The sequence below is a fragment of the Paenibacillus suaedae genome (genome assembly GCF_032337355.1).
Classification (GTDB): domain Bacteria; phylum Bacillota; class Bacilli; order Paenibacillales; family Paenibacillaceae; genus Paenibacillus_B; species Paenibacillus_B suaedae.
Window position 1 is genome coordinate 1 of the sequence record NZ_JAVYAA010000001.1, and the last position, 23,183, is coordinate 23,183.

The 23,183-nt window shown below is 43.5% G+C and carries 27 protein-coding genes; 18 read left to right on the plus strand and 9 right to left on the minus strand.

The window, feature by feature from the left end:
* The 5 genes from RQP50_RS00005 to RQP50_RS00025 form a co-directional block, all read left to right on the plus strand.
* Positions 1-193 (plus strand): hypothetical protein (locus tag RQP50_RS00005; RefSeq protein ID WP_315742256.1); only part of this gene is annotated, 193 nt, incomplete at its 5' end.
* Positions 194-447: 254 nt separating this feature from the next.
* Positions 448-1,407: a hypothetical protein gene (locus RQP50_RS00010; RefSeq protein ID WP_315742258.1), complete on the plus strand. Its 960-nt coding sequence runs from the start codon at positions 448-450 to the stop codon at positions 1,405-1,407.
* A 407-nt stretch (positions 1,408-1,814) separates the two neighbouring features.
* Positions 1,815-2,111: a hypothetical protein gene (locus RQP50_RS00015; protein WP_072727617.1), complete on the plus strand. Its 297-nt coding sequence runs from the start codon at positions 1,815-1,817 to the stop codon at positions 2,109-2,111.
* Positions 2,112-2,715: 604 nt separating this feature from the next.
* On the plus strand, positions 2,716-3,048 hold the full coding sequence (locus RQP50_RS00020) for a response regulator (RefSeq protein WP_072727615.1): 333 nt from the start codon (positions 2,716-2,718) through the stop codon (positions 3,046-3,048).
* Positions 3,049-3,060: 12 nt separating this feature from the next.
* The gene (locus RQP50_RS00025) at positions 3,061-3,174 is read left to right on the plus strand and encodes a hypothetical protein (protein WP_305082461.1); all 114 of its coding nucleotides are present in this window, start codon (positions 3,061-3,063) and stop codon (positions 3,172-3,174) included.
* A gap of 183 nt (positions 3,175-3,357) precedes the next feature.
* Here the strand turns inward: RQP50_RS00025 and RQP50_RS00030 are convergent, their stop codons facing one another.
* Positions 3,358-3,759, minus strand: a complete 402-nt coding sequence (locus RQP50_RS00030) for a RidA family protein (RefSeq protein WP_072727614.1) — start codon at positions 3,757-3,759, stop codon at positions 3,358-3,360.
* 476 nt (positions 3,760-4,235) lie between these two features.
* Here RQP50_RS00030 and RQP50_RS00035 point away from each other — a divergent pair, with 476 nt between their 5' ends.
* From RQP50_RS00035 to RQP50_RS00065, 7 genes are all read left to right on the plus strand, one after another.
* Positions 4,236-4,676 carry a LytTR family DNA-binding domain-containing protein gene (locus tag RQP50_RS00035; protein WP_315742264.1) on the plus strand — a complete coding sequence of 147 codons (441 nt, stop codon included), beginning with the start codon at positions 4,236-4,238 and terminating at the stop codon, positions 4,674-4,676.
* Between the two features lie 11 nt (positions 4,677-4,687).
* Complete coding sequence (locus RQP50_RS00040; RefSeq protein WP_315742266.1) at positions 4,688-5,158, plus strand: DUF3021 domain-containing protein; 471 nt, start codon at positions 4,688-4,690, stop codon at positions 5,156-5,158.
* On the plus strand, positions 5,159-5,881 hold the full coding sequence (locus RQP50_RS00045) for an ABC transporter ATP-binding protein (RefSeq protein ID WP_315742268.1): 723 nt from the start codon (positions 5,159-5,161) through the stop codon (positions 5,879-5,881).
* A gap of 2 nt (positions 5,882-5,883) precedes the next feature.
* A complete protein-coding gene (locus RQP50_RS00050) occupies positions 5,884-6,612 on the plus strand; it encodes an ABC transporter permease (protein ID WP_072727610.1) in 729 nt (242 codons plus the stop codon).
* A 128-nt stretch (positions 6,613-6,740) separates the two neighbouring features.
* Entirely contained in the window at positions 6,741-6,968 is a 228-nt protein-coding gene (locus RQP50_RS00055) for an LSm family protein (RefSeq protein ID WP_315742271.1), read from the plus strand.
* A gap of 233 nt (positions 6,969-7,201) precedes the next feature.
* A complete protein-coding gene (locus tag RQP50_RS00060; RefSeq protein ID WP_315742272.1) occupies positions 7,202-7,657 on the plus strand; it encodes a hypothetical protein in 456 nt (151 codons plus the stop codon).
* Positions 7,658-7,958: 301 nt separating this feature from the next.
* A complete protein-coding gene (locus RQP50_RS00065) occupies positions 7,959-8,873 on the plus strand; it encodes a DMT family transporter (protein ID WP_315742274.1) in 915 nt (304 codons plus the stop codon).
* Between the two features lie 138 nt (positions 8,874-9,011).
* Here RQP50_RS00065 and RQP50_RS00070 read toward each other — a convergent pair whose 3' ends face one another.
* From RQP50_RS00070 to RQP50_RS00085, 4 genes are all read right to left on the minus strand, one after another.
* On the minus strand, positions 9,012-9,611 hold the full coding sequence (locus RQP50_RS00070; RefSeq protein WP_315742276.1) for an amidohydrolase family protein: 600 nt from the start codon (positions 9,609-9,611) through the stop codon (positions 9,012-9,014).
* A gap of 740 nt (positions 9,612-10,351) precedes the next feature.
* On the minus strand, positions 10,352-10,600 hold the full coding sequence (locus tag RQP50_RS00075) for a hypothetical protein (RefSeq protein ID WP_315742279.1): 249 nt from the start codon (positions 10,598-10,600) through the stop codon (positions 10,352-10,354).
* A gap of 171 nt (positions 10,601-10,771) precedes the next feature.
* On the minus strand, positions 10,772-11,029 hold the full coding sequence (locus RQP50_RS00080) for a hypothetical protein (RefSeq protein WP_315742280.1): 258 nt from the start codon (positions 11,027-11,029) through the stop codon (positions 10,772-10,774).
* A gap of 1,311 nt (positions 11,030-12,340) precedes the next feature.
* On the minus strand, positions 12,341-14,911 hold the full coding sequence (locus RQP50_RS00085) for a helix-turn-helix domain-containing protein (protein ID WP_315742281.1): 2,571 nt from the start codon (positions 14,909-14,911) through the stop codon (positions 12,341-12,343).
* 157 nt (positions 14,912-15,068) lie between these two features.
* Between RQP50_RS00085 and RQP50_RS00090 the strand changes: the two genes are divergently transcribed.
* Both RQP50_RS00090 and RQP50_RS00095 read left to right on the plus strand, forming a co-directional pair.
* Entirely contained in the window at positions 15,069-15,242 is a 174-nt protein-coding gene (locus RQP50_RS00090; RefSeq protein ID WP_175560590.1) for a tautomerase family protein, read from the plus strand.
* A 191-nt stretch (positions 15,243-15,433) separates the two neighbouring features.
* Entirely contained in the window at positions 15,434-15,760 is a 327-nt protein-coding gene (locus RQP50_RS00095; protein WP_072727602.1) for an NIPSNAP family protein, read from the plus strand.
* Positions 15,761-16,013: 253 nt separating this feature from the next.
* Here RQP50_RS00095 and RQP50_RS00100 read toward each other — a convergent pair whose 3' ends face one another.
* On the minus strand, positions 16,014-16,337 hold the full coding sequence (locus RQP50_RS00100) for a GerAB/ArcD/ProY family transporter (protein WP_315742282.1): 324 nt from the start codon (positions 16,335-16,337) through the stop codon (positions 16,014-16,016).
* 250 nt (positions 16,338-16,587) lie between these two features.
* On the opposite strand from RQP50_RS00100, the gene RQP50_RS00105 reads away from it, so the two are divergent.
* Positions 16,588-17,001, plus strand: coding sequence for a hypothetical protein (locus RQP50_RS00105; protein ID WP_315742283.1), 414 nt, complete (start codon positions 16,588-16,590; stop codon positions 16,999-17,001).
* Between the two features lie 938 nt (positions 17,002-17,939).
* Here the strand turns inward: RQP50_RS00105 and RQP50_RS00110 are convergent.
* The 3 genes from RQP50_RS00110 to RQP50_RS00115 all read right to left on the minus strand — a co-directional run bounded on the left by RQP50_RS00110 (position 17,940) and on the right by RQP50_RS00115 (position 20,498).
* Positions 17,940-18,833 (minus strand): hypothetical protein, encoded by an 894-nt coding sequence (locus tag RQP50_RS00110; RefSeq protein ID WP_315742284.1) that lies wholly within the window; start codon positions 18,831-18,833, stop codon positions 17,940-17,942.
* A 481-nt stretch (positions 18,834-19,314) separates the two neighbouring features.
* Positions 19,315-19,776: a BC1872 family protein gene (locus RQP50_RS29230; protein WP_394358333.1), complete on the minus strand. Its 462-nt coding sequence runs from the start codon at positions 19,774-19,776 to the stop codon at positions 19,315-19,317.
* Positions 19,777-20,126: 350 nt separating this feature from the next.
* Positions 20,127-20,498, minus strand: coding sequence for a hypothetical protein (locus RQP50_RS00115; RefSeq protein WP_315742285.1), 372 nt, complete (start codon positions 20,496-20,498; stop codon positions 20,127-20,129).
* A gap of 441 nt (positions 20,499-20,939) precedes the next feature.
* Between RQP50_RS00115 and RQP50_RS00120 the strand changes: the two genes are divergently transcribed.
* The 3 genes from RQP50_RS00120 (at position 20,940) to RQP50_RS00130 (ending at position 23,180) form a co-directional block, all read left to right on the plus strand.
* The gene (locus RQP50_RS00120) at positions 20,940-21,590 is read left to right on the plus strand and encodes an MBL fold metallo-hydrolase (protein ID WP_021254092.1); all 651 of its coding nucleotides are present in this window, start codon (positions 20,940-20,942) and stop codon (positions 21,588-21,590) included.
* Positions 21,591-21,714: 124 nt separating this feature from the next.
* Positions 21,715-22,587: a pentapeptide repeat-containing protein gene (locus RQP50_RS00125; protein WP_315742290.1), complete on the plus strand. Its 873-nt coding sequence runs from the start codon at positions 21,715-21,717 to the stop codon at positions 22,585-22,587.
* Between the two features lie 167 nt (positions 22,588-22,754).
* The gene (locus tag RQP50_RS00130) at positions 22,755-23,180 is read left to right on the plus strand and encodes a GNAT family N-acetyltransferase (RefSeq protein ID WP_315742292.1); all 426 of its coding nucleotides are present in this window, start codon (positions 22,755-22,757) and stop codon (positions 23,178-23,180) included.
* The last annotated feature ends 3 nt before the right edge of the window (positions 23,181-23,183 follow it).

Consider the following 23,183-nt stretch of genomic DNA (forward strand, 5'->3'; position numbering starts at 1 on the left):
TGAAGTGGGCAACAATGAAGCAAAAAGGTCGAGTATGGGTACAAATGTAACCCATAGCTCGACCTTTTTCAAATCTAGAGTCGTCTCACAAGTAGTAAAAACCTACTTATGGGACAGCCCCATTTATTGTTTGATTATTTCAAGCGTAGAATTAAATGTGAAGAAAAAAGTTGAGATTTGGAATGGATTGTGATAACCTAAATTATACAATCTTATGTAAACTTATGTAAACTTTTTAATTAGCCTCTGATGAATGACAAGAAATCTATTCTACTTGTTCTCCTACTTCAAGAATATTCATTTTCTTCCTCTCGAGAATAGGAATAGTTAATTTCAAATAACCCCTATATCGTTTTCCATATGATAATTGAGAACTAGTAATAAAAACATGGTCGAAAGTTGGCTTTGCTAGGCTTTTGAAAGTGTTAGGATTTCAGAAGCATATGCATGAGGAGAAGAACGGTATTCACCAATTCTACTGGGAAGGTGAGAATCATTAAACACTGTTTTTATTATGCAATAATGCAACATATAAATAATATTTTTGACACTAATATGAGCGAACCTGAAATTTTCCTTTATTTTGGTGGTTATGATTTTAGTGTACAGAGGAATGAAAATGAGTTTTATGAAAACGTTTCAATAAAAGGAAACATAATAGATACAGAGCATTTTTCTTCATTTACAAACATTAAATTGGATATTTTAAATTTTAATGATACCGATAAAGCTACAAATTTCATTATTGATAAAGTGTCTTTAAAGAAGAATCAACTTGGAATAGTTAATAGCTACTATTTATCTTTTGATGCCGTTAATTATAAGAAAAATAACGGAAGCCACATTATCATAATCGAAAAATATGATGAACATACGAAATCATTCATCGCTAGCGATCAAAGATATACGCAAGAGCACATTACGCTTAATGATCTCGTCGTTGCTTTAACAAGTAATAATAATACGGATGTTGAATTAATTAATTTGCTTTATGATGAGACACCAGATGTACAAAAGATCAGAGGCAACATTCCTATCATTCTAAATAAGAATGCAGAAAAAAATGTATCGAATTGCACAAAAGAATTCGGAAAATTAAAAGCACTGCTCGAGCAAATGAATAATTCAGATGCATTTTATCGCTCGTTATCATTTTACGAATTAATGAGATCCATTAAGTCCGTGGATGGACCAATCTCTTCAAAAAATTATTTGATTAAAAGTGAGTACATAAATAATCCACTCCTTATAGAACTATTGGAAAAGGCAAACAGAAAATGGGAAAGATTATGTCTGGATTTATATAAGGCACATTCTACTGATGAACCTTTACATTTTAAGGATAGTATAGAGGTGCTCGAAGAACTCGAATATTCGTTTCACGATGCCATGATCTCATATTTATAGTTTTAGGTGTGTGTACTAGGCAAAAAGGAGGTAAGAACATGGAATTGAAAGTAATTCCTTTGGGAGCTAGCGTCCTCCCTGATAAAAGAAGTTAAATGAAGAGTGATTGAGACAAAACACTCTCAATATTTCCTTTTCTGGCCACCCTAGGAACACACGGATAACTAGAGGTGCTCGAAGAATTCAATATTCATTTCATAATGCCATGATCTCACTTATATAGTATTAGGTGTGTGTACTAGGCAAAAGGAGGTGAGAACATGGAATTGAAGGTAATCCCTCTTGGAAAAGATAATGTTGTTTCGAAAATGTAATTGAATAGTGATTGAAAAAACAAGATATTTATCATATTTTTCTTTCTGACCATTCTAGTACACACACCTAAAATTATAAGTAGATGAAGGTAAATGATTTATCAGTTGCAGCTTTACAATTTACCGTTTAAGAAGGTGATTACAGTAGAAAAGTGCACTTACTGTTATAATGATATCTTTTCGAATTCAATCTATAAAAATGGAAGAGTTTTGAAAAATGTTGTAACTAATGAATCTTTCTTCGTACACGAAGAAGCTTTTAAAATCATTAGCACGACAATTGATGGAAATGCAACCTTTGAAGAATTATATAATAGTAAATATTCAATTGAAGAGTTTGAAAGTTTTATACAAGATTTAGTGGATAAACAAATATTACTTGCAAAATAACAAGAAAATACATGAAGAGATTCATTCCAATTACTGAACTTTAGTCTTAATTCGTGCTGTTAAATGTACAATTCTCAAACGATAAAATCGAATTTTTTGATATGAGGCACACGGAGCCTGTTCTCCGTGTGTTTTTTGTAAGCAGTAACAGTCAGTACAACCCGGACACTGAAGTGAACTATGAGCTGGAACCAGTTATTCCGCATTTACCAATCGTGGCGTTGAAATCAACGAATGAAAACATATTGTCAGAATCTATGCAGAGAAGCAGAAGGCATTCTTGCAAACGGCATCGGTGGCGCATCGTGACCCAGGATAGGTCGATCCGCACATTTTGTTCATGCGGTTCGCGCGAGCAGGAGCTTGCCATCAAGTGCTCTGGTGTGCCATTTTCGGGCATCTTGGCCTTACTTGCCGTATCATTTCGGAATCAATCATACATTCGGCGTCATCAAGGACGGCGTGCAGTAGAAAAACATCAAGGCGTTAGCCATGATGGGTTTGGCCATGCATTCAAGCGCTTATATGGGATTGCGCTTGAAAGCTATCACGTCACTTCCGTTTGGCATCCATTTATCATCAGGTCTATTATTTGGGTGGTCCAATGAATATTCATTCCTCAACCCACCATTTAGTCATGGAAGGATTAAAGAACCGAATAAACGAGGAGAATGATCTTCATGTAGTCGGAACTTTCACGGATCCACGCGAGGGTATTCAAGAGCTGAACCATGTAAAGCCAAATGTATTCGTGATAGATTTTTCAATGCCGCATATGGATGGCTTCGAAGTGGCGAAGCTATGTAAAGAGAAATTCGGGCTAGCTATGAAAATTATTATGTTGTCCGGCTACTCTTATAGGAGTTCTACCAAAAAGCGTACGATATTGGAGTCCATGCTTATGCTTAAACTAATTGCTCAAGAAAAGAGCAATTAAGAAATCGCTGTTATTCTTGCGATGAGCAAGAGAACCGTTGAATATCACATTGCATCAATTATTGATATGCTTGGAGTTAAGACGCGCATTGGTGCCCTCGTAAAGGGCTACGATCCGGTTTGCTAATAAATCGAACCCAGTAGAATGGTGGATACAGAACGCAATTCTTTAGAAGATCGCACTCTCTATTATTCCTCAGCGCGGTTAATGATAAGGAAGTCCATCTGTACCGAGAGCTATCCAGCCTTACCATAAAGAACTCCCCCTCACTGAGGGGGAGTTACATATCAACATGATGTGAGCCGTTTATCAGCCTGCAGCCCATACATCCAGTTCAATTTTCAATTCAGGAAGACCTAATCCAGCAACATAGGCAATCGTCATGGAAGGAGGTGTAGCACCGAATACGTTATTCCACTCCGCATCGAAATGAGCCCAGTTGATTTCTTCCGTCGCCCAAATATTTACTTTCACGACATGATCAGGAGTTAGCTTCTGAGAAGCAAGGAGGGCAACAATGTTGCTCATCGTGTTCGTTACCTGTTCGTTGAAGTCAGTGGGAATGTGATTGTTTTGATCGATTCCAATTTGACCAGAAAAAACATACAGCTCCGCATCTCTGCCAATTTTGGTTACATGACTGTATTCTCCAACCGGCTTTGCAATCGATTCAGGATTATATCTGGAAACGATAGGATTGATTTGTGTCATAAGTAATATCTCCTTTTAAATGGTTTCGGTTATTTCCTTCAAAATGGACAGACTTATCCCGTCACATTGAATTCTAGAAGAAAACAGCAGTAGAATACCCGATACCGGAGGATAGGCTTCTCAAAGATCTCTTTTTCATCAGGTATTCACTCCTTCCCATTTAAAAGCGAATTATTTGACATAAAACACCTAAATTATAGCATTAGTTATGCTGAAATACTAGGGAATGTTCACTTGGTGAAATGACAGACTTTCAAATTGCGCCCTCATTTCCGACCATACAAGAGAATAGATATAGAATCGGCACACGGAGGCTCTTTCTCCGTGTGTTTTTTGTTTGGCGAAAGTGCTGCCGTACAAAGAGTGCAGTTAAATTGCAACCAGTTATCATCCGAAAACGACCGTCTATCGCGAATTCATTTACAGCAGTGGGGAATCTTCCTATAGTTAGAACCGAGAGAAGGGGATGAGATGACGTGAAATTCGAAGTATCGATCGATCCATCTTGTACAGAGCCGAAGATCATCATCCTAACCGACAAAATGACGGATGAAATATCAGAAATCATGAAGCGGCTGTCAGAGACTTATATAGATGCCTTGCCTGTATTTTCAGATCGCGGTGTAGAAATCGTCGATTGCAAGCATATTGTCCGAATTTACGCAGAGAAACAGAAGGTGTTCCTTCAAACGATCGCCGGTATCTACACTGTTCGTTCCAGGCTGTATGAATTGGAAGAAAAGCTCGATAGCGAATGCTTCGTCCGCATTTCGAATTCGGAGATCGTGAACATCAAGATGATTCTAAACATGGATATAAGCATGACGGGAACGATTGGCGTGTCGCTCGCTGGAAATGTGAAAACTTATGCTTCTAGGCGTTATGTTGCAAAAATCAAGAAACTGTTCGGTATATGAGGTGAATCATCGTGAAAAATCTACTTAATCGAGTTGCCGGTGGCTTCATTATCGGCGTAATCATTGGACAAATCGTCCAGATCATTATTTCGTTCTCTGTAGGTCAGGGGGAATATATGCCGGTTGTCGAACAATTTCGATCTTATTTCCATAATGGGACGATAGCCGTTATCGTGCAGAATCTGCTGACCGGAATAATAGGGATTACCTTCGCAACTAGCTCACTCGTGTTCGATGTGGCGAAGTGGGGACTATTGAAGCAGTATTTCATTCATTTTTGCATCACGGCAGCTGTATGGATTCCGGTCGTTATTCTGCTGTGGATGCCGCAGACGTCCCGTAATGTGCTTATGTTCCTGCTCAGCTTTCTAGGCACCTATATCATTACTTGGGTAACGCAATACGTCATATCGAAGAATGACATCAAACAGATTAATGCTGCGATTCAGTTGAAGCGATTCGAAGAGGGAGGCGAGGAATAGATGAGCATTGTAGTCAAGAACCTATCCCAAACTTATACAGGGCGCAAGGCTGTCGACAATCTATCGCTGACGATTGAACAGGGAGAATTCTTTGCATTGCTTGGTCAAAATGGTGCCGGAAAGACGACCACGATTAAAATGCTAAGCTGCCTGCTTCCCCCTACGAGCGGCGATGCATGGATGGCAGGCGATAGTATTGTCACCAATCCGACGGCAGTAAAGCAGAACATAAACCTTTCGCCGCAGGAAACGGCAGTCGCCCCGAATCTTACGGTGAAGGAGAATCTAGAATTCATTGCGAGCATTTATGGATATAACCAGCGAGAGGCCAAGCATAAATCGATGGATTTGATGGATAGGTTCGGGCTTACAGATCGGGCGAGAAGCAAAGCCAAGACACTATCAGGCGGGCTTCAGCGCCGACTAAGCATTGCGATGGCACTCATTTCCAATCCGAAAATCATCTTCTTGGATGAGCCGACGTTAGGGCTCGATATTCGAGCTAGACGTGATTTATGGGGGATTTTACTGGAGTTGAAAGGCAAGATCACGATTATCGTAACGACGCACTATTTAGAAGAGGTAGAGGCGCTTGCGGATCGAGTTGGTATTATGCACAGCGGTACCTTGCATGCGCTCGGAACAGTCGAGGAGTTAAAAAGAAAAACCGGGAAATCTTCGCTAGAAGAAATATTCCTCGCATTAACAGAAGAGGAGGCCTGATTATGAAATACTTCGCATTTGCTTCACGCAATCGTAAGGAAGTTTTACGAGATCCATTGACCCTTCTATTTGGAATGGGGCTTCCGGTTATCATGATCTGTCTTTTTTCACTCATGCAGAAGAACATGCCCGTTGCTCTATTTCAAATCGAGAATATAACGCCAGGTGTGATCGTTTTTAGCTTTTCATTCATTACGTTATTCTCAGGAATGCTGGTCGGGAAGGATAGAAGCAGCTCATTTCTGATGCGGATCTTCGCTTCGCCCATGTCGGCATCCGATTATATCATCGGATATGCGCTTCCCTTATTGCCAATTGCGGCTCTGCAAATTGCTGTGTGCTTGATTACAGCCTTTTTCTTAGGACTTTCCATACATTTGAATGTGCTGGTAGCTATTATTCTGCTCTTGATGATGGCGCTTCTGTATATTGGGTTTGGACTGCTGCTGGGGACATATTTCACAGACAAGCAAGTTGGAGGGATATTTGCGATTTTCGTTAATCTATCCGCATGGCTTAGCGGAACATGGTTTGCACTGGATATGATCGGGGGTGCATTCCAGTCAATCGCCTATGTATTGCCGTTCGCTCATGCAGTAGATGCTGCACGATATGCGTTGGCTGGCGAATACAGCAAGCTAGTTGTCCCTTTTATTTGGGTAGCAGGCTATGCGGTCTTCATTTTTGCTATCGCGGTGATGAGCTTTAAGAAGAAAATGAAGGGACAATAACTTTGTTCATAGATTGAAAATGGTAAGGAGATGCTGCTAGGCAGACAATATCCCCTCGCTAGGAAGTGTATTCGCCGTGTCCCAATTGGATTTGTGTCATATGGTGAATAGGGAGGAGGGGAACAACAATGGAAGCCTATCAAAATTGCTTGTACTGTATGAACAAAAAAGTCCGTATCCTGACGATGGATCGGAAAGAGTACCGAGGGACAGTTGTTAAGGTAGATTATCAAAATGTCTATTTGCGCCCTGAAGCGAATTATGGAGCTGTAAGAACGTCAGGCTTTTTTCCTTTCGTTAATAACGATATCATAACCTTAAGCTTATTCACATTACTCGCTATTGCATTGATATAACTTGATGGATCCGGAGCTCGGCATTTGCCGGTCGATTTTGTCTCATGACGAGCTTCGGGCTTACATATTCTTTGTTTTGTTTGAGTCTACTCATTTCATAAAAAAGTAAATTTATTCATTGAATCATGTCATATCGCTACCCTAGTTGGCAGCATGTTCGAGTCTTAAAATAATAGATAGAACCACACCTCAGATTCTTTACGCTTCAAACTATTTTTGGAGGCTATTAATTTATGAAGAAAAAGATTGCCGCAGGTATTTTGGCACTTGCGATGGTAGCAGGCATGTCAACATCAGCGTTTGCAGCAAAACCGATTTTTGTGTATGAGGATGAAAGCAAAGGAGGCAACGATACGTTTTCGAAGGCTAACAAGTTCCAATTATCAAATCATGTTATTATTGATGGGAACGCTTCTAAAGGTGATCTAGATTATTATGAGTTTTCTCCCTCTGAATCGGGATCATTTAAGTTTGATTTTACTCCTGGAAACATTGACCTTTCTGCTGGGGATGCAGTAGTTACTCTCTACGACGAAAAGAAAAATGAAATAAGAAGTAAAAAGTTGAATTCAAGCAACACAGTGGTATTTACTGAGGATTTGGCTGAGAGTCATAACTATTATCTGAAAGTAGAAAATAAACGAAGTAAATCCTATGACTATTTAATTTATATTGATAAACAAAACTAATTGCAACATTAAAAAAGTCGACTCGTTTTCCCGATGAATGATTTATTCATCGGGGTTTTTTCTTTGTGATGTAAAAAAGAAATCCTCGAAATGTTGATTTTTCTACTCATGATGTATTCCGATAAGAGGCTGCTGTGTCTATTCAGGAAATGCTTATGGTAATGACCAAAGGTAGCCGCATTATATTATGTTAAAAAGAATCATTGCCTACTATTTTTTATGCGCCCTTCTAATTATACTTACATGTGTACATGGTAGAACGTTGTATGGCTGATTAACACATTGTTTAGGGGGAGCAGTATTGAAATCACCGCTTATGTCTTATGCGACTTTATTTCTCGGGGTGCTGGCATTATCGACTTCGGCCATTTTCGTGAAGCTAGCAGATGCGCCGGCTGGCATTACAGCGTTTTACCGAATGTTTTTTGCAGCGGTTATGCTGCTGCCGTTTCTTCTCGCGAACAAAAAGAGCATGCGGGAACTACGTTCATTGTCGAAGAAGCAATGGGGGTTTGGACTGTTGTCGGGCTTGTTTCTTGCCACGCACTATGTGCTCTGGTTTGAGTCATTAAATTTCACGTCAGTCGCCAGCTCAACGGTGATTGTGACCTTGCAGCCGCTCTTTTCCATGGCGGGAGGCTACTTTTTGTTTAAAGAACGCTTCCGTATGGGGGCCATACTCGGTTGTATCGTAGCGATTGCAGGAAGCTTCGTCATCGGGTGGCAGGACTTCCAGATTAGCGGACAGGCGCTGTTCGGCGATATTCTTGCTTTTATTGCGGCAGGAGTCATTACGGCTTACTTCTTTGTTGGCCAGCATGTTCGCAAACAGTTGTCGCTCGTTCCTTATTCCATTATCGGCTATGCAAGCAGTGCGCTCTTGTTAAGTCTCTTTTCCTTAATTCAACAAGCATCCTTCCTCGATTATTCCACGAACACCTGGTGGTCCTTTGTCGGACTCGCCTTCATTGCAACGATTTTAGGCCAGACGTTATTCAATTGGCTACTGAAATGGCTCAGTACGTCAGTCATTTCTATGAGTATTCTTGGGGAGACGGTCGGGACATGCATCCTTGCTTATTTCATTTTGGATGAGGTTATCACGCTACAGCAAGGCATTGGCATTGCACTCATCTTGATTGGACTTGCTGTGTTCTTATTGCAGCAACGACAGGTGACCGAGCAGCAGACAAATCGTAAGGATATTAGGGCATAGATAGAATAGAGTATGAATGATCTACCCGAAATACTATTGTGAAAAAACTGCATCTCTAAATGCTATATGGTGTCTAACAAAGGAGATGCAGTTTATTTATGGTGGTACTATTTCAGACTATGATTCATGGGGAATTGTCTACTCATCTTCAGTGCCTGGTAACGGTTGACCTGCTTCGAGCAATAGCTTGCTGGCATCTTCTTTCGACAGATTCACGGTGTCGTATTTTTTGCCTGTCCTGTTTTCTAGTTGTCGAACTGCGGCAAGCTGGGTACTTGTGATAGGCTGGTCACGAATGAGCCGTTCGATATTGCCTGAAGCGATCTTTTTTGCCAACACCGGATCATCGAATGCGTCAAGCAGCATGTACATGGCTTGAATTGCATTTTCTTCGCTCGTGAGGCCGTAACCTGAATCCGTGCTTAGCAAAAAGCGATCCGGAAACTCCTTGATGATAGGAACGAAATCCTCCAGCTTATAGGCACTGGATGGATTAAATGCCGTAAAGCCTGCGAAAAAATCCGCGTAGACATTCGGGTGTTCGCTTAGCAATGAGCGTATATTTTCGGGAGAATTGTAGGCATTTGCATGCCCAAAGATAAATATAGTATCTGGGTATTTCTTGGCCGCTTCCTCCAGTTTCAGCATCGGGATGCCTTGAGGAGGATCAATATGCATCAATATAGGGGCCTTGTACTCGGCACACAATGCATAGAGGTCAGGCAAAATACCATCCATTGGATGCTCTGTCTTCCATATGGAATGTGCGAGTGCTTCCGAGTATGTAGATGCGATCGCAATGCAGCCAAGTCAGATAGTGCATTTCCGCAGCAGAGTACATGATACCTGCCAGCTTCATCCTCAACCCAGTTACCAAATTGGATTCCACGAAAACCATACAATTCAATTAAATGATCAGGACGGCTTACGCCAGATGGTTCCTGAGAGTGTCTAATCACATTTTCCGGAACCCTACGTTTCCAGCGCTCAGCATTTTCTACTCTAGCTTTGTCGCTCTCTATTTTCTTTGAAAGCGTCCAATTCCAGTCTCTTCCCTCTTCCGAAGAAAAAGCTTTTGATAATAGACTGCGGTAACCAATTGTCGTACTTCGACGAGATGAATTTACAAATAAGGATTTAAAGCGGTTGCCCAGGGCTAACCAGAAACGAAAATTCATCAGTTCAGGTTCAGCCTCTAATTTGAGACGATATGTCGAATAACGCGCCTTATAGAAGTCCTCTCGAAGCTGGTTAATAGCTTCTCGAACCAGTTGTTCATTCGTGGCTGTTGAAAGCCGTATTCGTAATTCTCCAACGGCTTGAATAAAATATTCTCGCTCCAAAGGGTCATCCTCAGGACGCTGACATACCCTGTCCCAGAGCAACTTAATGGCATAGGCTGCTTGAGATGTAAATCCCTCCTCACGGAGCTGCTCGGCTTTAAAATCGTCTAACAGCTCGTTTTTGCACACCATTTTTTATGCTAGGGTAGGGTCCTCTTCGATAGCTTTCTGCCATTCTGCTGAAAATCTTGCCATTGCAACTAAATGCTTTCTGGCGCCGTGCAATTCTTCCCCACAGTCATATGCATATTTCTTTCCTGTACTTGTATTGAGCGTACCGATTCTATGATCCACGCTGGGATTTACAGTAACAGGCCTAGAAATTGTAGCCTGTTGTAAAGAAGGAAAGTAATCAAAAAGATAAAATGAAAGCTGTTCCACCATTATCTATTACCTCCATAGGTTCCCCCGCTTCAGGCGGGGGGAAATGTGATCCGTCACCGCCTGACCGATGTGAAATCTATGGTCTAAATCCATTCGGGATTTAGAGTCTTCCTTTTACCTCCGGTATTACTCCTACCGAATGTAAATCATCGTTTGATTCGACTGAACTGGTTAATTCAGTTTGTTTTTCTTCTCGATGTTGGAGTAATAAGGAATTTGCTTAATGTTCTCTCTAGCATTGGGTGTATTGCACAGATGGAATGCATTATCTAGGATATCCTCCTTCAGATTCCCGAGACTATACTTGGCAGCCAGACTATTAAGGGAAGATAAGTAACCAAGTGCAAACTCTTTCGAATATACCCCTTTTACATAGCTCTCCTTAACAGTTTCGATTTCTGTAAAAATGAACTGTACAATGTCTTTCATATTGCCTCCTGAATACTGAATATTTTTTTACAATTACAGATCTCGAGGATTTTCCGCCTTTAATGACCTCCTGTTTTTGGACAAAAAAAGGAGACACAAAAAGACACACGTATCCCGTGTGTATCTTTGGTCTCCTATATTAAGTCCTATTTATTCACCAATAAACTTAGCATTCTCCTTCTTTGCCGTATCAATGAACAACAAAGAAAATTAATTAGTTTCGTAATATGCTTATTATAACGCCTTTCATGAGGGTTTGTAAATTATTGTAGGAGTTAATTATAGTCTGTTTATTCTTGCTATCAAAAGGAAGAAACGGTTTACGTGCCACTGATAAGGTCGATTGATTCTGGATGGAGAAAATAGAGTATTAGACTGGCAACTTTGATTTGTTGAGATTTTCGGCTAAGAAAAGCGTCAGCCTTTAAAAAGTATAGACTGTACCATCGAGGAGTCGTCAAAGAAACTTAATCCAGAAAATAAAGTGTTTTCTTAGTGCTTAGATTAAGATAAGGCTCCTTTAAAAGCACTACATGCTACCCGCGTATGTTCTTTAATTAATATTTGGTAAGGATTATAATGGAGGGGAGCGTAGCCCAAGCGAAGGCCTGAACGCCTATGACTTCGGAAGCCCAGCGGGGCGCAGACGAGGGTATGTTGTGATGTCACAGTACCCCTTGGACAACTTCATATGGCCTGAGCCGAAGATCCCTGAAGATTAAAAAGTAGCGCATGCTCCTTCACTTGCAGCATGCGCTCTAAGGAAAATTGGGCTTCGTTCCCATGCATTCATTCTATCATTAACTCTTATTTCACTGTGTACAACTTTAGGCAAAACCGTTGAAATCGCCGGGGATTCGTTGACCCCCAGGGCTATATCGCACGCAATATCGGTTGCTATTGGAAAAAGTATTCCCTATGTGGAAATTCCCGTCGAAACTATACGTTAAATAAGTCCAAGCGGAGCAAGAACGTTTGACTTTATTAATAATGAGGAGCTAAGAATTGATATTGCTGAAGTCCGGAAGTTACACCCCGGCTTGCTAACTTTTGATGAATGGTTACAAAATATAGAGTTTCTGCTCGCCTAGGAGCTGTAATAAAAACGAAATTTTTAAGAAAACATCCGAAATCCGTCCCTAACGAAGAGGCCATTCCTTGCGGGATGGCCTCCTGCTTGTCATTGCAGAATCAGATACCCTCGAAAAATAGTCCTTTAATTTTGCCGTTCAAGTGTTCAAGGAGGCTGGTGGAAGCATGAAGCCATCGGTAAGGCAAGGCGTCATTTGTGCATTCCATTCGGGAGTGCCCCTATACTTCTAACGCATAAGAAACGGCCTGCTCTCTCGTCATTCCTCTTCCGATCGTAATGGCCTCGTTAAACGGCTCATCGCCGCATTCTAGCCTGCAGGTTCGTTTCGCTTGCTCATAAATCAATTGAAACTGAGGCTGAGCCGCGGAGCCAAGCTTCGCTCTTAATTTCTCGGAGACTCCGATAAGCGTAGCGGCCGCCCGGTATTCTCCCAGCCCGCACAACGAGCTTGCAAGTCCCTCGACTCCTCGCGCAAGGAACCACGTTCTCTGATACGTTTGGCAGATGGCGATGCCTCTCTTGAAGAGTGCGAACGCTTCTTTGGGCTTCCGCCGGTTTAACGCGATATATCCCAATGTCCGCAAAGGTCCCGACAACTCCAAATCGTCTTTTGCTTTCTCGAATAGAGAGGCGCTTTCGACGAGCAAGGGTTCGGCTCGTTCCCAATGCTGTTGCACCACCAGAATGTTGCCCAGAGAACCTAAGGATGACGCGAGGCTCCAATCGTCGCCTGAATTCCTGGCATGAAGCACGCTCTCTTCCGCTAACCGGATCGCTTCGTCCCCTAAGCCCGAACTCGATGCCAGCTGAGTCAGCATGCGAAGCTGAGATGCCAGGAGCGCCGGATGTCCGAGCTTGCGAGCTTCATCCGCGCTTTGTCTGGCCAAATCTTCGGCTTCCTCGACTTCTCCCATAACCCATAGCAACACGCTAAGACCATGCTTCGCTTTGACCGCGTGTTCTTGAACGGAAGCTTGACAGTGCGTCGCCAGAGCCGTTCGAAGCAGCGCGGATCCTTCCTGCAAGGTCCCTTCATGCAGCCAATAATAATAGAGGCAGGCTGCCATTCGTATTGCAGCTCCCGCCTCCCGCGGATGATCGCAGGCTAATCTCAGCGCGGAGCGAATGTTGGCGTATTCCCGCCGAATCGCCACGAATGCGGCATCCCGGTCTCGACTGCGGAATCCCCGTTCCGCTCTATTTACGAACCGACAGTAGTGCTCGACGAAGCGACTGATCATCCGTTCGCGATCCTCGTCCGTGCAGTGCTTTTCCCGTTGTTCAATTCCAAATTGTTTAATGGTCTCGAGCATCGAATATCTGCGTCTAGATCCGCTACTTGCCAAATCAACAGAAAGAAACGATTTATTGAATAGGCTAGCAACCAAGTTTAAGGCTTCCTGACGATCGAACCGTCCGAGCGACGGGTTCGATTCTTCATCCGCGCATATCTGTTCGACCGCGTCCAGATCGAATCCCCCGTTAAAAGCACTCAGCTTCCGCAGCAGCTGCCGCTCTTGCTCAGTGAGCAGGGCGAAGCTCCACTCCAGGGTGGCTCGAAGCGATTGATGACGGGGGGCAGCCGTTCGCCTCCCGGCTGTAAGGACGGCGAACAAATCGGACAGCCGTTCGTCGATTTGCTCGATACTGAGCACGTTCGTCCGGGCGGCAGCCAGTTCTATGGACAGCGGGATGCCCTCCAGGCGTTCGCAGATCCGTCCGACGATCTTCACGTCCGCTTCCGTCACGCGGAAGGAGGGAGATACAGCGGTCGCGCGCTCGATAAACAGCTGAACGGACTCGCAGGACAGAATGGCGTCATCTGCTGCATGATTCCGCAGCTCATTCTCCGTGGGGAACGTGAGCGGCGGAATCCTCCATACGCGCTCCATGCCGATGTTCAACGGCTCCTGGCTGGTGGCCAAAATGGCGACCTTAGGGGATGCCGACAACAACCGCTCGATGAGAGAAGAGCAGAAATCGATCAAGTGCTCGCAATTGTCGAATACGAGAAGCATGCATTTGTTCCGGATATGGTCCAGCAAGGATTCGATAAGCGGCCGTTCCTTCTGTTCCTTGATGTCCAACACCGATGCAATGATTCTCAGCGCCGAGAGCATATCCATCGCCGAAGCGAGCTCGAACAGCCACACGCCGTCGGGATAAGAGAGGCAGGCGTCCGAGGCGACCTTATACGCCAGGCGCGTCTTGCCGCTTCCCCCGGCACCTGCAAGCGTGACGAGGGGGTAGTCAGCAAGTTGTTGCCGAATCTCCCCGACCTGTTCGAGGCGGCCGATAAACGAGGACATTCTGCTGGGTAGATTCGTTGTCCCGTATGGCGCGGTTGCATTTCGCGGCGATTCATCGGTCCTGTGAACCGGCGAACCTTCCGATCGGATTCCGGAGTGAACGTTAGAATCGCTACCTGCAGAAGCATCCGCGAGAATCGCCTCGAACCATTGTTCGTCAAAGAGGGGATACATCCGGTTATTTCCTGACCTGTCGTCATGGAATCGACGAACCGTCTCCCAAAGTAACTGAGCCTCCGCGCTCTCGGAACCGCGAAGAAATTTTTGTTCAACTACAAAGAGTTGAATCAGCAGTTGCAGATTATGGGCGCTCGGAAGCCGTTCGCCATTTTCCCACTGCTGTATCGTCCTTGTCTCCACCCCGATCCGCTTGGACAGATCAATCTGCCGCAGCTTCGCCCTTCCAGTTGGGCCCGGTCTCTGCCGTAGTTTGCGAATCATCTCTTCCGGCCATACCCGATCCGTTTGATTACCCGCCATTAGTTCTCCTCCCGATAACACGAACTTACACGAACTCTTCGAACGAACTCGCCTGCATTCTTAGCATAGACCTCATCGTGCTAAGATTCAATCATACCGAACACGCCGGGTAAGCGTGAGGAAAAGACTAAGGGAAAACGATAAGGAGGAATGCGGCATGCCATTCGTACGCATCGCATTGATGAAGGTCAAATCGGCGGAGTATCAAAAGAAAGTAGGGGATATCGTGTATCAGGCGATGATCGACACGCTCAATGTACCGGCGAACGACCGTTCCAGGTCATTACGGAACACGACTCCTATGGCATGGTGTACGATCCCACGTAGCTGAACATACAGCGAACGGAGGACATGATGTTTATCCAGTTGTTCCTCAATGAAGGACGCACGGTTGATGTCAAAGAGCGGTTTCGAGGTCGGTTGTCTACCTATTAGTAGGTAATAATCGATATCGCTTGCGTGGACAATCAAATGGAATCCGCGACCGTTATGCTTGCGAATTTGAATAAGGAGGCGAGAACTTTGTTATATGAATTGCGGGTTTATCATATTCACCCGGGCAAGATGAAGGCGATCCAGGACCGGTTCCGGGACCATGTCGTTGCTTTGTTCGCGAAGCACGGCATGAACGTGACGCAGTTCTGGGAAGACTGGGACGAAGGCGCGAATCGGCTGTACTATCTCGTCGAGCATGAAGACATGGACGCGCGCAACCTGAACTACGACCGCTTCCGCAACGATCCGGAGTGGTTGGCGATCAGACAGGTATCGGAGCTTGACGGACCGCTCGTGGCGAAGCTGGAAAGCCTGTTCATGAAGAACGCGGCCTTCTTCACGGCCATGTCATGAATGAAGCCCCAACCAACAAAGGCGCACTGCTTGACGACCATTCTGCCGCCGTATACGCCAACGGTACGTCCAACGTGACCGATCCATGACGAACCGCAGCGGGGTACACTGTAAGCCAAGAGCCGGAAGCTGTTCGCAGCGATCCGGCTCTTCCCTATGGCCGGCTTCGCGATGAAGCGCGACAAGCCGTTGCCTTGTGCTATCGCCGCTGCATGCCGCCCGCCTTGCTTCTGACCCAGTCGATCAGGAGAAGCTACAGCGGAATGAGGCTCTGCATGATCAGCCCGAGGGTCGGGTAGATCAAGACGAGATACGCGTGGAGTTCGCCGCTGTTATGGAAGATCCAGGCCGAGCCGATCGCTGACAGCAGCGTGAGCGGGGCGATGAGCTCGCGGTAGTTCTGAATGCAGAACAGTAGGCTGACGCTTAGACACAGAATGAAGAGCGATACCGACACTTTAACGAAATTGCCCCTGACCCACAGCGCGACGGCGATCGCTTCCAGCCGCTCGAACGAGCCTTCGATGCCGATATATTGGATGACGCTCAGGAACGAATAGTTCAGCTTGCCAGTCAACTGATGATCTGGGCCTTTCCCGTTAACCGCTGAAGAAAAGGAAGTTATCTCTAGCCGAACGCAAATTCTCTCGGAGCATCTTGCCAAAATGGAGGCTCAGTACTTAGCGCTGGCAAGCATAATCGGGCGGACGCGAGAGAAATTGGATTTCTACAATGAGATATTAGAAAAGGAGGCAGAAATAAAATGAAAATCGCTTCAATTGGTTCTGGGAATATGGGAGGGACATTAGGCAAAAGATGGGCCGCTATTGGGCATAGTGTGCAAAAAATATCTTGGTGTTGCCGCTGAAAATAAAGTCTCGGGCACATCAGTTTTTAAGAGTAGGCAGACATACGAAGGCGTTAGAGATACTCGAAGAGTACTATTTTTAATGACCCTTCTGTTATTATCTCCGAAGATAAGCGAAAATAATTTTCGTGTTTACTATAAGCGATTAGTTGAAAGAGGAATGGCAAAGAGAAAAGCAATTGGTCATGTTTGTGGCAAAATAGCCCATGTACTATACTCTTGCCTTAAAAACAATGAAACGTACGATCCTGTCAAACATGCTAGTAAAATGGGAGTGACTTTAGAAGGCAATAAAGTAAGATTAAAGATTCCGGCTAATTTAGAAGATTTCGAACTCCAGGCTGATCAACTAGCAGACGATGATGTTTTATAAGTGATAAGAACCTACACTGCCTTATTTAGGATCAAAGAGAGCCCATACCCTTATAAATAGGAAAATTAATTTGCTTCCAAATACGGTTATGGGCTTATTTACTTTTCATAAGCACTACACTACATTAGACTGAGTGCTGCAGTCATGTTTGACCATCGCTGTTACCGGCTTGTCGCCCGGCAGCATGGCCGCATCCGGAAGGATCAGGAGCGCGAGCAGGGTAAAACCGGCCATCGCTGTCACCGGTATGCCGTCCCTATAATACTTTTCTAGTATACAACTATACTTTCTTAGTCTAATACTCTATTTTTCAGTCTATAACTTTATTTTCTTTCGTCAGATTCACCCGGCCTAGAGCACCAGTACGGAGAGGCTCCGGCTGCAGAGGAAGTCGGCCGGACCCGCGTCGTAGTGCTGCCCGTACCCCGTTGGGGAATGTGTGGAGCAGCTGCAGAAATCAGCATCCCACAGATTACTTCCTTCTGACAGCTGCGTAGAGCGGGCGAGCGTTTATCAGGAAGAAAATATATTAGTAACTACGATCGTTTATTCAGTTTATTTAAAACAGTTTTTCTTTTAATTCGATTCTCTTTTAGAATTTGAGCTTGTTCTTTTAAATGTATTTTCTTAGGTTTTTTGTTGTACGAAATAATTTTTGATTTATTATCCAATGCCCTAGCCCTCCTATATAATCTGAGGTTAATTAATAGCATTGTCGGTTTTTCATAGTAAATGTATACTTATCAGCTCCAAAAATAAAACACCTTTGCCTAGGCAAAGGTGCTATCAAACACGGGATTTATTTTTTTGAAGTAGTTGATTTAAACTCTACTGTGGTAGCAATTTCTCTTTGGGCCAAAGTGATCTCTTGGATTGCTTTAAGAACCTGTGCTCTTTTTTGTCGGTTAAGATGTAATAGCTCTCTTTGTGAGTGTATCTCAACCTTCTGCGGTTTGACTTCCATCTGATACTGCATCAACATTGAGAGTACCCTCCTTTCCAGATAAAGAAGTCTTCTGTAGTATGAGACAGAATGCGTGAATTAATCGGTAGACTTCTTTTATTTCTATAATATCACCACCAAGTGCGAGATACAATGCTTTAACATTACTCTCATCAAAGTGGAAATTATATATCCAGTCCCTCCCGCTCTCCATTTTCATATAGGTAGAAAGAACAGTACGTCCTGGATATGGGTTATTATATTTTACTTCACGAGGGTTCATTGCAACATCTACTACAGAGTAAACTTCTGCATTATCCTTTGTGATTTCAAGCTCCTTTGGGCTGCTGCCAGTTGTACCTTTGTCAACTATTTTGACAAGCGTACCATTACGAATCTCGTAAATTGTATATGAACAAACAAAATCAAGTTCATGATAGTTCATACATCCATTTACAAGTCGGAACAGAGATTTATTCGTGTCTTTAATAAGTCCGACGAGATAGCTGATTGCTATCTCGTGCTTCTCAATCTCCTCTTCTAAATATTTTATCGATAAATCCTGTGAATCTTTAGTGTCTTGCAATATATCGGTTTGACCTTTGGCGAAATCTATAGCTTCTTTTATTGCTTGACCATCTTTTGAATTCATCGTTGCGTTGATGAAATCATATAACGAACTAAATGAAGTATTGAAGTTGATTATTGGTTTCCATAGTTCATATTCATTTGGGCGCTTAGCCCTTAGAGCTCCTATATGAAATTCTGGACTAGCAATTGAGATCATTTTATTTATGTATTGTTGTACCAATATGAAATACACTATAAATACGAAGGCTATACCAATGGAAACAGTAATCCACACAGGCCAACCCAATACCACAGACACAACAGGCCCAATAATCGGTAATGTAGGTAGTGATATTTTACTAATGCGCTTGCCGGCCTAATAATGCTAGGAAGCTTCTTAAAGGGAGCTGTCCAGGCAATAACTCTCCATCGCCCCTCATCCTGTTCTTTCATTTTTGCGAGAATAGGATCCAGCTTGTCTTTTGTAACTCCAAGAAAACTGTGATAGTTTACTTCTAAGTTCATCAAAATCGCCACCCGATCATCTTATCTTTACTTAGGTCAACTTGATGTCTGTTTCTAGGTTAAGGTTAAGGCAAGAGTATGTCAATTCCTCTAGAATATTCAACAAGGTTATGAAGCCATAGACTACCCATGCATATGCTGACGTACGTGTCGAACTATTTGGATGTAACCAGATATGCCAAGTATAAACGAAAAGACCGCTTTGTTAATTCTATGCGTTCTTCTTGTTACCTCGCCTTTACTTCAAGTTTATCCTACATTTATGTTTAACTGTTCTATGCACACTTTGTCCGAAGAATGTAATTTATGATGATTGAGGATTTACAGATAGCCATTTCAGCTGTTTTGCTAGTCTCAATGACTAAATCATCAAATTTTAATGCCCAACATCTCCCCCCCTTATTTGTACAAGGGATTAGTGAGGTTCTGTTCTCTATAAGGATATGCTCATAAACACTAAATGCTGAAAAGATACATTCACTAGGTTTAAAGGAATGCATGCTCACGAACTTATCCTGAGTAGCGAAGTAGCCTATGTCGGGAGAGTTTGGAATCCATCTCATTACTTCAACGGCAATATAGTAGTTTTGCTTTTCATGTGGCCAAAGTTCAAAGTGCTGTATAAATCTCCTACAATGTGATCGAGACGATAAAATTTCATTATTATCGATTAACTCAAGAAGATTGGAGCGGGTGAGCTCGTAGATGTTTGTTAAACCAGAGTTAAATTCAATCATAATATAATTATGTTCCCTACTCGTCAAAATCGACGAATAGGGAAACTACTTCCTTGATTTTATTAAACCTAACTAATTATTTTGTCTACATCCATGAGATTTGAATTTCTCCAATATAGATTGCTATCAAGTTTGTTCTGAATGAACTAAATTGCGTAGCACAGAGTGGACTGTCGGAATATACTTATTGCCTCCACAAGTTTTACAAAACGCTACCGTATTGACAGAACATAATGGACAAGGCACATCCGTTCCATTTAATAAAGCGGTTACGCAAGAGCGAAGGGCATTTATTTTTCTCTTTGCTGAATCAATTGCGGATTCCCTCGACTCTATTGTTATAGCATTATTCAGGTTTGCTGATAGGCCTTCCATGTGATTTTATCTGTTCCGACAGCACTTGGTTCGGATACGTTTCCAAATAGTACGATACGATCCACACCGTATTTATCCCACATCATATCTAGCTTCCAATCGTATGCCCGATTTGATGCGCTATGATTGTGAGCGTCTATTAGTTTTATATCTTTATATTGTTGCGCCCAATCTTCTAATTTCTTGGCTGGTGGTACAGAAGCTGCCTCTTTTATATCGTCTTGAGGGGCATTTGAAATGGCGGCTGGTTTTTCCTGCTGTGTAGACCCATACATGAATAAAGCTGCTAAGATCAGAACGAGTATTGCAAAAAGTAATGCCATGCGAATTTTGGTTTGCTTGGTCATGTTGATCCTCCCTGTACGTTGATCCCTTATCTAGCTTAGTTAGGTGTGTAACTGATAGTCTCTCTTAAACAACAGTGCTTATGAGGGAGCTATTTTTGTGATCTCTATCTGGGTTATGTACTTGCATAGTACCCCTAGCCTCCCTGATTCGTAGCCTCGGATACGTTGGGAGAGTTGGATGGCGACTCACTTGACTCTAGGATAACACTTTGTACTTTGTCTTCAGTGTTCAGCTTATCACACTTAGCAGGAAAGGAAGATGTTCAATCGGTTTGCGCCGAAGGGGAGACGCGCATGTATATTGATATTGGGCAATCACGCAATGTAAGGGATCGCATATGAGAGAGTCCAGTTGACTTTAACAGGGTAGGGAAATATCTTAAGAATATAACAGATCATTATGGACGGAAGCGGTTTTTATAAATGAAAGGTGGTATGTTTATGCGAATCAAATGGTTCGGGCAATCGGCTTTTTTATTGACTTCGCAGGCAGGAACAAGGATTTTGATTGATCCATACGGACGTCTGCTTCGTTATCGAATGCCTGAGGTAGAAGCGGATATTGTTCTGGTTACGCATGAACATCGCGATCATAATCAGATTCAGGTAGCGGTTGGCGATTACTTGCTTGTAAATGAGCCGAAGGAATACACCTATGGCGACGGCGAGGTGCTGATCAGCGGCTTTAAGACCTTTCATGATAAAGTGAACGGTGCGAAAAAGGGTGATAATATTGTATTCCGCATTCAAGTCGATGGCCTGACTATCTGTCATTGTGGGGATCTGGGTCATCTATTGTCTGAGGAGCAAAGCCAAGCAATCGGCAAGGTAGACGTTCTTATGACTCCGGTAGGCGGAAGAATGACCATTAACGGAGATGAAGCGGCTCAACTGATGCGTCAATTGCGGGCAACGATAACCATTCCGATGCATTACCGTACGAAGGCGCTCCGTCCGCTAGGATTTCTGATTTTTGATAAGGTAGATAAATTTCTCGCAGCATCCGGTCAGCAGGTTAGAAGCTATAAAGAGCTGGATATTACACAAGACAGTTTGTCTCAAGCCGCGGGCGTAGCCATCATGCAATATTGAGGGCAGTGGAGTATGAACGAACTTGACGGTAATGTAGAAATGACACCATTATCATTTTGCTAGAAAGTACCAAGCACATCCGTTATAATCGTCTCAGATTATTAGCACATCGGAGGTGCTCTACTTGCTAGAGGAAAACCGAGATCACTCTCATGTACGTAAGAATATACATTGGGCCGACCTACGGGCGGATTGCGAGAATTGCTTCGGGCTTTGTTGTGTTGCGCTCCCATTTTCTTTTTCGGCTGATTTTGCGATGAGCAAGGATGCGGGAGTACCCTGCTCGAACTTGCAAGCTGACTATCGATGCGGAATTCACGCGAATTTGCGGGCACGAGGATGTAAAGGGTGCACCGTGTTCGAGTGCTTCGGTGCAGGACAGAAAGTGTCGCAGATTACGTTTGAGGGCATTGATTGGCGAGAAAGCTCGGAGAGAGCGAAAACCATGTATAACGTCTTTCCGATTATGCATCAGCTCCACGAAATGCTGTGGTATTTACATGAAGCACTTGTGCTAGAGGCAGTGCGTTCCATTCGTCAAGAGCTTAATATGATGGTGGAGGAGACAGTGCGTCTGACAGAGCTCCGTGAAGATGAAATTCTGAAGGTGGATGTTCACGCACATCGCGCAAATGTAAATAGGCTGTTATTGCAAACGAGTGAGCTGGTCTGGATGGACGTGCATCGCATTCTGAAGGGTAATTCGAAGGAGAGACGGAAAAATTACCGCGGGGCCGATCTCATGGGTGCGAAATTAAAAGCAGCTGATCTCAGAGGGGCAGATTTAAGAGGAGCCTATCTGATCGCGGCTGACTTGCAGCATGCGAATTTGCGTGTAGCCGATCTCATCGGAGCGGACTTGCGCGATGCAAATCTTCGCGGCGCGGATTTGAGAGACAGTATTTTTCTGACTCAGGTACAGATTAACGCAGCGAAGGGAGATTTGCATACTCAACTGCCGGGAAGGCTGTCTCGGCCGGCCCATTGGACAGCATAGCCAGCAGAAGGCAGGCTAGAGAAGAAAATTATGGTTGCGGAATGTATGAATCGTCCGTATTATGGTGTATAGTGCTTCTTATGATGATACGGAGGGTATTGGTTTGTTACTTTACTATTGATATTGTCGATCTACCTCAGACCAATTACATGAGGAGATGATCGAACATGATATACAAACACTCAGTCGACGGAATTACAGATAAAATGCTGGAAGGCTTTTTTGTAGATTGGCCGAATCCGCCAAGCCCGGAAACTCACCTGCGGTTATTGAAGAACAGCAGCAAAGTGGTTCTAGCGATGGATGAACAAACGGGTCAGGTCGTAGGATTTATCACGGCGATAAGTGACGGTGTACTGTCTGCCTATATTCCACTGCTTGAAGTGCTGCCAGCATATAAAGGCAAGGGGATCGGCAAAGAATTAGTCAGTCAAATGCTGAAAGCGTTGGATGACATCTATATGATTGATTTATGCTGCGACGATGATCTGATTCCCTATTATGAACATTTCGGCATGATGAAGGCGAACGGGATGATATTCCGGAATTATCGCATGCAAGCTGGGAATCAGAAGGAAATAGAAACGAAATAAAGA